The sequence below is a fragment of the Mycobacterium sp. E735 genome, assembly GCF_001666955.1.
In the GTDB taxonomy this organism is placed as follows: Bacteria; Actinomycetota; Actinomycetes; order Mycobacteriales; family Mycobacteriaceae; genus Mycobacterium.
Map to the genome: position 1 here is coordinate 1 of NZ_LZIX01000268.1, position 11,063 is coordinate 11,063.

At 67.6% G+C, this 11,063-nt stretch carries 10 protein-coding genes; 7 read left to right on the forward strand and 3 right to left on the reverse strand.

The features are described from left to right. The coding region (locus tag A5704_RS21780) for a response regulator transcription factor (protein WP_156737729.1) at positions 1–384 on the reverse strand (384 nt) is incomplete at its 3' end. A 107-nt stretch (positions 385–491) separates the two neighbouring features. Here A5704_RS21780 and A5704_RS21785 point away from each other — a divergent pair. After that, on the forward strand, positions 492–1,712 hold the full coding sequence (locus A5704_RS21785; RefSeq protein WP_067759754.1) for a sensor histidine kinase: 1,221 nt from the start codon (positions 492–494) through the stop codon (positions 1,710–1,712). 63 nt (positions 1,713–1,775) lie between these two features. Further along, positions 1,776–2,150 carry a limonene-1,2-epoxide hydrolase family protein gene (locus tag A5704_RS21790; RefSeq protein ID WP_067759748.1) on the forward strand — a complete coding sequence of 125 codons (375 nt, stop codon included), beginning with the start codon at positions 1,776–1,778 and terminating at the stop codon, positions 2,148–2,150. Here A5704_RS21790 and A5704_RS21795 read toward each other — a convergent pair. Both A5704_RS21795 and A5704_RS21800 read right to left on the reverse strand, forming a co-directional pair. Further along, positions 2,147–3,766, reverse strand: a complete 1,620-nt coding sequence (locus A5704_RS21795; protein WP_067759743.1) for an FAD-dependent oxidoreductase — start codon at positions 3,764–3,766, stop codon at positions 2,147–2,149. The genes A5704_RS21790 and A5704_RS21795 overlap by 4 nt on opposite strands. Positions 3,767–3,780: 14 nt before the next feature. Next, positions 3,781–4,458, reverse strand: coding sequence for an IclR family transcriptional regulator (locus A5704_RS21800; protein WP_067759737.1), 678 nt, complete (start codon positions 4,456–4,458; stop codon positions 3,781–3,783). A gap of 124 nt (positions 4,459–4,582) precedes the next feature. On the opposite strand from A5704_RS21800, the gene A5704_RS21805 reads away from it, so the two are divergent. Genes A5704_RS21805 through A5704_RS21825 form a run of 5 tightly spaced genes read left to right on the forward strand, consistent with a single transcriptional unit; the run spans position 4,583 to position 11,061 of the window. Continuing rightward, complete coding sequence (locus A5704_RS21805) at positions 4,583–5,446, forward strand: alpha/beta fold hydrolase (protein ID WP_067759732.1); 864 nt, start codon at positions 4,583–4,585, stop codon at positions 5,444–5,446. Further along, complete coding sequence (locus tag A5704_RS21810) at positions 5,446–7,152, forward strand: bifunctional 3-(3-hydroxy-phenyl)propionate/3-hydroxycinnamic acid hydroxylase (protein ID WP_067759727.1); 1,707 nt, start codon at positions 5,446–5,448, stop codon at positions 7,150–7,152. Before A5704_RS21805 ends, A5704_RS21810 begins: the two co-directional genes overlap by 1 nt. Next, complete coding sequence (locus tag A5704_RS21815; protein WP_067759723.1) at positions 7,100–8,017, forward strand: 3-carboxyethylcatechol 2,3-dioxygenase; 918 nt, start codon at positions 7,100–7,102, stop codon at positions 8,015–8,017. The genes A5704_RS21810 and A5704_RS21815 overlap by 53 nt, the downstream gene beginning before the upstream one ends. Beyond that, on the forward strand, positions 8,014–9,750 hold the full coding sequence (locus tag A5704_RS21820; protein WP_067759718.1) for an FAD-binding protein: 1,737 nt from the start codon (positions 8,014–8,016) through the stop codon (positions 9,748–9,750). Before A5704_RS21815 ends, A5704_RS21820 begins: the two co-directional genes overlap by 4 nt. A gap of 3 nt (positions 9,751–9,753) precedes the next feature. Further along, positions 9,754–11,061 carry an LLM class flavin-dependent oxidoreductase gene (locus A5704_RS21825; protein ID WP_067759710.1) on the forward strand — a complete coding sequence of 436 codons (1,308 nt, stop codon included), beginning with the start codon at positions 9,754–9,756 and terminating at the stop codon, positions 11,059–11,061. The last annotated feature ends 2 nt before the right edge of the window (positions 11,062–11,063 follow it).

The following is an 11,063-nucleotide window of genomic DNA, read 5'->3' on the forward strand; positions in this document are numbered from 1 at the left end:
CTGCGCGCAGTCGAGCACGGCCTTGACGATGTCGCTGCGCGTCGAGTCCTTGAGCACGAACCCGGCGGCGCCCTGCTGCAATGCCTGGTACACGATGGCCGGCTCGTCGTGCGCCGAAATCAGCAGCACGCGGGTCGGCAATTCCTGACTCCGCACCGCCGCGGCGACCTGCCCGCCATCCATGCCGGGCATGCGGAAGTCGAGCAGGGCGACGTCGGGCCGATGTTCTTTGATCAGTTCCAGTGCCGCCGAACCGTCGTCGGCCTCGCCGACCACGTTCACCGAACCGCTCGACGACAGGGCGCGCACGACGCCCTCACGAAACAGGGGGTGATCGTCGCCGACAACCACCCGCACCTTGTCGGGCGCTGCTGGGCCGGCCATGGCGATGAGTCTAGCCCGCAAAGCGTCCGCGGCAATCAGCGAAAACTCTGATGCACGCCTGGGCGCTTTGCCCCGAGAGAGCCGCCGCCGATGAGTACTGTGTTCGCGTGGCGGTCGCGAGCGACGCGGAACTGGGTCGGGTGCGCAGGCTTCATCAGCTGCGTTCGTATCGGCTTGCGTCGGTCCTCCGGGTCGGCGTGGTGGGCTTGATGATCGCTGCGATGCTCAGCGGCACCCGCCGGTCCGAGTGGACCCAGCAAACCGTGCTGATCGTGGTGTACGGCGTGGTGGCGCTCTTTGCTCTGACGCTGGCTTTCTCGCCGAGCCGGCGATGGCTCACCCGGGGGCGGCTGGCCCGCGTCGGCCGCCTGGAACCCTTTGCGTTCACGGTCATCGATGTGGTCCTGCTGACCGTCTTCCAGGTGTTGTCGACCAACGGGCTCCATCCGCTGCTCATCATGACGGCGCTGCCGGTCCTGATCGGGCTCGACGTCTCGTCTCGGCGGGCGGCCGTGGTGCTGCTCTTCTCGATGGTGGGGTTCGCGATCGCGGTGCTCGAGGACCCGGAAATGGTCGGATCGATCGGCGTGACCGAAGCCACGTTCCGGTTCCTGCTCTACGGATTCCTTTGTGTCACGGCGTTTGTCGCCGTCCGGGTGGAAGAACGGCACACCCGCTCGGTGGCCGGGCTCAGCACCCTGCGCGAGGAGCTGCTCGCCCAGACGATGACCGCTTCCGACGTCGAGCAGCGACGGATCTCGGAATCCATCCACGACGGACCGCTGCAGGACATCTTGGCGGTGCGCCAAGAGCTGGTCGAATTGGACTCGGCGCTACCGGGCGACGACCGGGTGGCGCGCGCGATGGCCGGTCTGCAGATGGCATCGGAGCGATTGCGGCAGGCCACGTTCGAGCTGCACCCCGCCGTCCTCGAGCAGGTCGGGTTGGCCGCGGCGGTCCAGCAGTTGGCGACGTTGACCACCCAGCGATCGAACATCGACATCTCGACCGACATCGATTACCCGATCCGCACTGAGATCGACGCGATAGTGTTCGGCGTGCTTCGCGAGTTGCTGTCCAACATCGTGCAGCATTCGCGGGCCCGTAGCGCTTCGGTGTTGCTCGGCTTCACGGACGGAACGTGCGTGTTGCACGTGGTCGACGACGGCGTGGGGTTCGACGACCAGACGGTGGCGCGCCGGCTCGGCGAGGGGCACATCGGATTGGCGTCGCACCGCGCCCGCGTGGAGGCCGCCGGGGGAACGTTCGTCTTCCTCGACACTCCGGTGGGCACCCACATCTGCGTCGAGGTACCGGTGCCAGACTGAACCGCGAGCCGCTCAGCGTCTTCGGTCTTGATTTGCTCCGCGGCGATGTGTTGCATGAGGGGCATGACACGTTCTGCCGATGAATTGGTGACGGAATTCTGCGAGCGTTGGGCATCGCCGGACCCGGACGAGATTGCCGCGTATTTCACCGAAGACGCGGTCTACCACAACATCCCGATGGATCCTGTGCATGGCCGCGAGGCCATACGCGAATTCATCGCGGGATTCCTGGCCGCGTTCGACGGAATCGACTTCAACGTGCACCGGCAGGTCGCCGACGGGTCGTTGGTGATGAACGAGCGCACCGATGTCATGCGCCGCAAGGACGGTGGATCGATCCCGTTGCCGGTGATGGGCGTTTTCGAAGTGCACGACGACCGGATAGCCGCGTGGCGCGACTATTTCGACATGGCAGCCATCACGAACGCCTTCAGTTAGCGCGACTCGAGGTCGACGGACTTCCCGGTAGCGGCCGCGTGACCGGCGCGGTATCCGAAAACCATTGCCGGGCCCAATGTCCCGCCGGCGCCACCGTAGGCGCGTCCCGTGACCCCACCCATCGCATTCCCGGCGGCGAACAGGCCCGGGATCGGCTCGCCGCCGACATGCAGCACCCGCCCGTCGCGGTCGGTGCGCGGACCGCCCTTCGTGCCCATCGCGCCGATGCACACCGGCACCGCATAGAACGGGGCGGTGTCGATCGGGCCGAGGGTCTTGCCCGCGGCTGTGGTCGCGCTGTCGTCGCCCCAGTAGCCGTCGTAGGCGCTGGAGCCGCGCCCGAAGTCGGGGTCGGCCCCGGCGGCCACGTGGCGGTTCCAGTCGTCGATGGTGCGGATCAAGCCGTCCGCGTCGATGCCGGTCTTCGCGGCCAGCTCGGTGAGGTCGGCGGACTCGCAAAACCAGTCCGGGACGGGCTGTCCCGGCTCGACGCCCAGGAATCCATAGCGCTGCAAATGAATTGAATCGAACACCATCCATCCGCGGTCGTTGACGTACCCGCCGCGGGGATCGAGGTAGTGAAAGGCGCCGGCCATGGAGTTGTAGTCGCACGCCTCGTTGACGAAGCGCCGCCCCGCCGAGTTGACGATGATGCTCCGCGGCCGAGTCCGCTCCAGGCGCACGCTGCGGCTGCGTTGCCTGCCGTCGATCGTGTCGCCCGGGATCTGGACGATCGGCACCCACCAGGCCTCGCCCATGTTGGCCAGGTCGGCGCCGTGCGCCATCGCCATGCGCAGGCCGTCTCCGGTGTTATGGGGCGGGGACACCGCGCCGTGCATCGGGCCGCGCAGGAATGCCCGCACCAAACCCGGATCCCATTCGAAGCCTCCGACGCCCAGGACGACTCCGCGGCGCGCGCGCACCCGAATGGTTCGCCCGGGCAACGCGATGCGCGCCCCGACGATTTCGCCGTCCTCGGCGATGAGCTCCTCGGCCCGGGCGTCGGTCCGGGGCGTGACCCCGGCGTCCAGCAATCCCTTGAGCAGACCCGCAATCAACGCCGTGCCTGCGACGCACAGGTCGCTGCCTTCGCCGACCGTCACGTGCAGGCGGGCCCTCGTTTCGGCATCGATACCGACGTTGGACCAGTCGGCGGGGAAGGCGGTGATCCGGTCGCCCCACTCGCCGAGCCGGTTCAGATCGAAGGGCCCCGCGCTCAGCGACCGCCCGCCGCCGGGACGGCCCCCCGGCAGCTCGGGCCGGTAGTCCGGGAAGCCGGTGGCGACCTCGAAGCGCAGGGCGCTGTGCGCCTCGATGAAGTCGAGCATCGCGGGACCGGTGTGCACGAAAGTCTCGACCAGCTCGTCGTCCATCGAACCCAGGGACTGCGCGCGCAGGTATCGCAGCGCGTCGGCCGGGGTCAATTCGCCTTCGGGAGAACGGTTGTGGGCGGGGATCCACACCACACCGCCCGACACCGCGGTCGTTCCGCCGACCGTCGACGCCTTTTCGAAAACCTCCACCGACGCGCCGGACGCGGCGGCGGTGAGTGCGGCGGTGAGCCCGGCGCCCCCGCTGCCGAGCACGACGACATCGACCTGCATGTCCCACGGCATGTATCGCTACCCCTTCAGCTCAGCAGGTCCGACAACTGTTGCGCGGCTTTGACGACCGCGTCCTTACCGCGCATCACGACGTCTTCCCGGTGCGAGATGAGGTTGATGCAGGTTGGCGGCGACGGCGGCGGGCGGCGCACCGCCACGGCGAGGCCATAAGTGTTGGGCTCGATCTCCCCGTACGTGCTCACCCAGCCGCGCTCACGCGCGCGGGTCACCAGGTCGCGCTCTCCCGGACGCGGCGGCATGCTCGCGAGCAACGCGATCCCGGCGGCGCCGCGGTCCAGCGGATATCGGCTGCCCTCGTGGAAGGACAGCTGATAGGCCACGTGGCTCGGCACGATTACCGCGATGGCCACCTGCTGGTCGCCTTCCGCGATGAGCAACGAGACCGTGGTGCCGAGCTCGTCGGCCAGGGCCCGCAGCGTCGGAAGGCTGACTTGGCGAACGTTGCGGTCGAACGCGGCGCCGAGTACTGCGAGGCCGGCTGCGGGACGGTAGCGGCCGTCCTCGCCCTTGGCCACCAACCGAAAGTCCGCCAGCGTCGTCAGCAATCGATAGGCGATGGTGCGGTGCACTCCGACCTGGTCGGCGAGCTGTTGCACGGTGAGGCCGCCGGGGGAATCCGCCACCAGTTGCAGCGCGGTCAGTCCCCTGGCCAGCGTCTGCGAACCCGTTCCCGAACCCGTCACAGCCTTGACAGACCCAGACGGGAGAGCGAAGCTCTATATATAACGCACATTAGTGTGCGATATTAGCACACGCGATACGCCGAAAACGAGAACGAGATTCCCACTCATCGGCCAGAGAGGAACCGTGGCGGAGTTCGAGAGCATCTGGAGCGATCTGCAGGGCGTCGCGTTTGAGCAGGGCTACCTCGACGCCGGCGGAGTGCGGACGCGCTACCTGCGCGCCGGCGACCCCGGCAAGCCGGTGCTGGTGTTGTTACACGGATCGGGCGGCCACGCCGAGGCATACGTCCGCAACCTCGCAGCGCACGCCGGGCACTTCTGGACCTGGTCGATCGACATGCTGGGGCACGGCTACACGGATAAGCCGGGCCACCCGCTGGAGGTCCGCCACTACGTCGAACACCTGATGGCCGTCCTGCGCGCGGTCGGCGTCGATCGCGCCTGCATCAGCGGTGAATCGCTGGGCGGCTGGGTGGCCGCCCGCGCCGCCATCGACCATCCGGACGTGGTGGACCGGCTCGTCCTGAACACCGCGGGCGGCTCGCAGGCCGACCCGGTCGTGATGAAGCGGATCATCACGCTGTCCATGGCCGCCGCCGAAGACCCGACCTGGGAGACGGTGCAGGCGCGGATCAAGTGGCTGATGGCCGACAAATCCAAGGACTACGACGACCTGGTCGCCAGCCGCCAACGCGTCTACCGTCAGCCGGGATTCGTCGACGCCATGCGCGACATCATGGCATTGCAGGACCCCGAGATTCGGGCGCGCAACATCATCGGCCCGGACGAATACGGTGCGATCACCGCGCCGACCCTGGTGTTGTGGACCAGTGACGACCCGACCGCCGACGTGACCGAGGGCCGCCGGATTGCGTCGATGATCCCCAACGCACGCTTCGAGGTGATGCCTGGCTGCGGTCACTGGCCGCAGTACGAGGACGCCAAGGCCTTCAACCGTTTGCACCTCGACTTCCTGCTGGGGCGGTGATGAGCGGCGACGGGCAGCAACCCGACTTCGACGTCGTGGTCGTCGGCGCCGGACCGGTCGGCCTGACGCTGGCCAACATCCTTGGCCTGCAAGGCATCCGAACGGTGCTGGTCGAAGAACGCGACACGCTGATCGACTATCCGCGCGGAGTGGGGCTCGACGACGAGGCGTTGCGGACGTTTCAGTCGATCGGGCTGGCCGACCGGGTCGTGCCCCACACGGTGCCCAACCAGATCCTGCGTTTCGTCGACGCGAAACGGCGCGTGCTCGCCGAAATGGCCCCGCCCGACGCGCGTTTCGGGTGGCCGAAGCGCAACGGCTTCGTGCAACCCCTCGTCGACGCCGAATTGCTCACCGGCCTGGACCGGTTCGAGCACGTCGAGGTGTGGTGGGGGCGACCGATGACGGGGTGCCGTGAAGACGCCGGTGGGGTGACCGTCGAGCTCGGCGGGCACGACCACGAAACGTCCAGCCTGCGAGCGCGTTACGTCGTCGGTTGCGACGGGGGCCGAAGCACGACTCGCCGCATGATGGACGTGTCGTTCGACGGGACGACATCGTCGACGCGCTGGCTGGTGGTCGACATCGCCAACGACCCGCTCGGGCACCCCAACAGCGAGGTCGGCGCCGATCCCGAACGGCCGTACGCATCGATCTCGATCGCACACGGAATCCGGCGGTTCGAGTTCATGATCCACGCCCACGAGACCGACGAGCAGGCCGAAGATCCGGCGTTCCTGACGCAGATGCTGGCCCGGATGGTGCCGCACCCGGAGCGGGTCGACGTGATCCGGCGGCGCGTCTACACCCATCACTCGCGGATCGCCGGGGCGTTCCGCAAGGGTCGGCTGCTGCTGGCCGGCGACGCCGCGCACCTGATGCCGGTCTGGCAGGGTCAGGGCTACAACAGCGGAATCCGCGACGCGGCCAACCTGGGTTGGAAGCTGGCCGCGGTGGTGAGCGGTCGGGCCGGCGACAAGCTGCTGGACACCTATGACGTGGAGCGCCGCAAGCACGCGCGGGCGATGATCGACCTGTCCACGATGGTGGGTCGAGTGATCTCGCCGACCAACCGGCGCGTGGCCGGTGCGCGAGACCTGCTGGTGCGGTCGGCGTCGATCGTGCCGTCGCTCAAGCGATATGTGCTGGAGATGCGGTTCAAGCCGATGCCGCGCTACGAACAAGGAGCCGTCGTGCACGCCGCCCCGGGGCGGGCGGATTCGCCGGTGGGCACGCTGTTCATCCAGCCGCGGGTCGATACCCGCGAAAACGACAACGTGCTGTTGGACGACGTCATCGGTGACTGGTTCGCCGTGCTGTGCTGGAACAACGACCCCCGCCAGATCCTCGGCGACGTCGCCTTCGCGAACTGGAAAGCGCTGGGCGCGAAGTTCATTGCGCTGCGGCCCGTGACCCAGCTGCACTGGACCGGTCACGACCATCCCGACGTGGTGGTCGTGGGGGACCCCACCGGTGCCGTCAAGTCCTGGTTCGACACCCACCAGGAGTCGGTGCTGTTCCTGCGTCCGGACCGCTGTATCGCCGGCGCCTGCATCGCCCAGCGCGCCCCCGACCTGAGCGCCGCACTCCTCGCCGCGCTCACCCTCACGCCACGAGGGGGTGATCCGCAAAGTGGCACTGGCTCTGTGCTGTATGTCGCACAGCCCGCTCCTGAATCTTCCGGGGCCGTCGCAGGACCTGCTTGACGACATCGAGGGAGCGATCGCCGACGCGCGCCGCTTCGTCGACGACTACGATCCCGAACTCGTCGTCAGCTTCTCCCCGGACCACTACAACGGGTTCTTCTACAAGATGATGCCGCCCTTCTGCATCGGCACGGGCGCCAACGGGATTGGGGACTACGGCACCCATGCCGGTCCGCTCGACGTTCCCGAGAAGCTCGCGACCGACTGCGCGAAAGCCGTGCTCGACGCCGGGGTCGACGTCGCGGTCTCGGCCTGCATGGACGTGGACCACGGCACCGTCCAGCCGCTGGAAAAGCTGTTCGGCGCGGCGACCGCGCGCCCGGTGATACCCATCTTCATCAATGCGATCGGCGTGCCGCTGGGGCCGTTACATCGTTGCCGGGCACTCGGTACCGCCGTCGGCAGCTACCTGGCCACGCTGGACAAGCGGGTATTGGTGCTGGGCTCGGGTGGGCTCTCGCACAGCCCGCCGGTGCCCACGCTGGCGACCGCGCCGGCACCCGTGCGGGAGCGCATCGTGCACGGTCGGCCGATGACACCCGAACAGCGCCAGGCCCGGCAGTCTGCCGTGATCGATGCGGCCAAGAGTTTCGCCGCCGGCGACAGCGACCTGCAACCGCTGAACCCGATGTGGGATCAGCGGTTCCTCGAGATCATCGACGGCGGATGGCTCACCGAACTCGACCAGTGGTCCAATTCGTTCGTGACCCACGAGGGCGGCAGCTCCGCCCAGGAGATCAGAACGTGGGTCGCCGCATTCGGGGCGCTGGCGAGCGCGGGCCCCTACGAAACCGTCGGGCGCTACTACAAGCCCGCCCCCGAACTGATCGCCGGATTCGCCATCAGGACGGCGGTACCGAAATGACGGCCACGACAGACGGTTTCGACCATGTCGTCGACGTTCTCGTCGTCGGGTCGGGTGGCGGCGGCATGACGGCCGCGCTCACCGCCCAGGCCGCGGGTCTGGACGCGCTGGTGGTGGAGAAGTCACCGTGCTTCGGCGGCTCCACCGCCCTGTCCGGGGGTGGCATCTGGGTGCCGGGGGCGCCCGCGCAGCGCAGGGAGGGCTACGTCCCGGAACCCGATCGCGTCATCGAATACCTGCGGCTGATCACCGAAGGACTGGTGAGCGAGTCGCGAATCCGGCAGTACGTCGAGTCCGCACCGAAAATGCTCGGGTTCCTGGAGCGGCTCTCCGGATGGTGCGAGTTCGTCTGGAAGCCGGGCTACGCCGACTACTATCCGGAGCTGCCCGGCGGATCGGACCTCGGCAGCACCATCAACGTCCCGCCCATAGACCTGCGGGAGCTGGGGCCCGACGAACAACTGCTGCTGAAGCCGCTGGCATTCGCGCCCAGAGGAATCTGGCTGGGGCCCAAGGAGCTTCGGACCTTTTACCGCATCCGGCAATCGTGGGCCGGCAAGGGCGTGTTGCTGAAGCTGATCGGGCGGATGGTCCGGGCACGGGTGTTCGGTGAGCGGATGGCGGCGATCGGGCAGTCCTTGGCCGCTCGGCTCAGATTGACCATGCGGGAGCGCGGCATCCCGCTGTGGCTCGACTCGCCGATGACCGAGCTGCTCGCCGACGCCGACGGATCGGTGACCGGTGTGGTGGTGGAAAGGGACGGCGAAGCGCGGCGCATCGGCGCGCGTCTCGGCGTCATCCTGGCCTCCGGTGGCTTCGACCATGACCTGGCCTGGCGCAAGGAACTGCTACCCGTGGTGGATCAGGACTGGAGCTTCGGCAACCCCGCCGCCATGGGCGACGGCATCCGCGCGGCCCAGAAGCTGGGTGCCGCAGTCGAGTTGCTCGACGAGGCGTGGTGGTTTCCCGCCATCCAATGGCCGGACGGCCGGATGCAGTTCATGCTCAACGAGCGCATGATGCCGGCGCAGTTCATCGTCAACGGCGACGGCAAGCGCTTCGTCAACGAGGCGGCGCCCTACATGGACTTCGGCCACGCCATGATCGACGGACAAAGGACCGGGGTCACCCACATCCCCTGTTGGCTGATCACCGACCACAGGTCGTGGAATCGCTACGTCATCGGAGGCCACCTCCCGATACCCAAGATCCCGGGTGCACCGGTGCCCACCGGCCGCAAGGTCCCCGCGGCGTGGCTGGAATCGGGCGTGGTCAAGGCCGCGATGAGCTGGGACGAGATGGCGGACCGCATCGGCGTGCCTGTCGACCATCTTTCCCAAACCGCCCGCCGTTTCAACGAACTCGCCCGCAATGGTCACGACGACGATTTCCACCGCGGCGACAGCGTCTACGACAACTACTATGGCGATCCCACACTGCCCAATCCCAACCTCCATCCGCTGGGCGACCCGCCGTATTACGCGTTCCGGATCGTCCTCGGTGACCTCGGGACGTCCGGGGGCCTGAGCACCGACGAATACGCGCGGGTGCTGCGGGACGACGCCTCGGTGGTGCCGGGACTGTACGCGGTGGGTAACACCTCCGCGCCGGTGATGGGCCGCAGCTACGCCGGCGCGGGGGCGACCATCGGCCCCGCCATGACGTTCGGCTTCGTCGCAGCGAATCACATTGCCGCACATGCCGCCAAAACCCTTAATTCTCATAGGAGGTAACAAATGAAGGTCTCGCTGTTCTACGAGTTCGCCCTGCCACGGCCCTGGGCACCCGACGACGAACACGTCATGATGCAGGAGTGCCTCGACGAGGTCGAGGCGGCCGACAAGGCCGGCTTCTCCACCGTCTGGCTCACCGAGCACCACTTCCTCGAGGAGTACTGCCACTCGACGGCGCCGGAGATCTTCCTGGCCGCGGCCAGCCAGCGGACCAAGAGCATCCGGCTCGGATTCGGCATCATGCACCTGCCGCCGGTGGTCAATCACCCTGCCCGGGTCGCCGAACGCATCGCCACCCTCGACCTGCTCTCCAACGGCCGAGTCGAGTTCGGCACCGGGGAATCGTCCTCCGTGGGCGAACTCGGCGGGTTCAACATCGATCCCGCCGACAAGCGGGCCCAGTGGGAAGAGGCCCTCGAGGTCTCGATCCGCTGCATGATCGAGGAGCCGTTCTCCGGCTTCGACGGCGAGCACGTCCAGATGCCGGCGCGCAACGTCGTTCCCAAGCCGCTGCAAAAGCCCCACCCGCCGGTCTGGGTGGCCTGCACGCGGCCGGCGAGCGTGCAAATGGCAGCCCAAAAGGCAATCGGCGCCTTGAGTTTCGCCTACACCGGTCCCGGCCCGCTGACCGAGCGGGTGAACGGGTACTACAAGGAGTTCGAAGAGAACGGCGTGCCCGTCACGCCGCGCATCAATCCGAACATCCTGGCCATCGGGGGCGACCTGTCGATGATGGTCGCCAAGACCGACGAGCAGGCGCTGCAACGGCTGGGACAGGGCGGCGGCTTCTTCTCGTTCGGCATCATGCACTACTACATGACGGGCGTTCACACCCCCGGGCGGACCGGGGTATGGAAGCGGTACCTGGAAGAGGTCGAGAAGGATCCGACGCTGGCCTACGGCCCCGGGCGTGGCGCGATCGGATCGCCCGCCACCGTGCGTGAATTCCTGCGCGGCTACGAGGAAAGCGGTGTCGACGAGATCATCCTGCTGCTCAACCCGCGCAGCCACGAGGGCACGATGGAATCCATCGAGTTGATGGGCTCCGACGTGCTGCCCGAATTCATCGAGCGCGACGCCAAGGCGGTAATCGAGAAGGCCAAGCGGTTGGAGCCCGTCATCGAGAAGGTGGAGGCGCGGCGGCCGCAATCCAGCGCGCCGCAGTTCGACGAGAAGTACTCATTCGGTGGGCTGCCCACCGGCCGGGGCGGTAAGTTCACCGCCAGCGAAATCCCCGAAGCGATGGCGGAGATCAACGAGGGCCGGGTGCAGGCGGCCCAGCGGTTGAAGGAACAACAGCAGAACAAGTGACT

Bases quoted from the DNA above. Each gene is read 5' to 3' on its own strand.
- A5704_RS21795 (WP_067759743.1), bottom strand. From the start codon at position 3,766: ATGCCGTGGGACATGCAGGTCGATGTCGTCGTGCTCGGCAGCGGGGGC.
- A5704_RS21810 (WP_067759727.1), top strand. From the start codon at position 5,446: ATGAGCGGCGACGGGCAGCAACCCGACTTCGACGTCGTGGTCGTCGGC.
- A5704_RS21825 (WP_067759710.1), top strand. From the start codon at position 9,754: ATGAAGGTCTCGCTGTTCTACGAGTTCGCCCTGCCACGGCCCTGGGCA.
- A5704_RS21820 (WP_067759718.1), top strand. From the start codon at position 8,014: ATGACGGCCACGACAGACGGTTTCGACCATGTCGTCGACGTTCTCGTC.
- A5704_RS21790 (WP_067759748.1), top strand. From the start codon at position 1,776: ATGACACGTTCTGCCGATGAATTGGTGACGGAATTCTGCGAGCGTTGG.
- A5704_RS21815 (WP_067759723.1), top strand. From the start codon at position 7,100: ATGTCGCACAGCCCGCTCCTGAATCTTCCGGGGCCGTCGCAGGACCTG.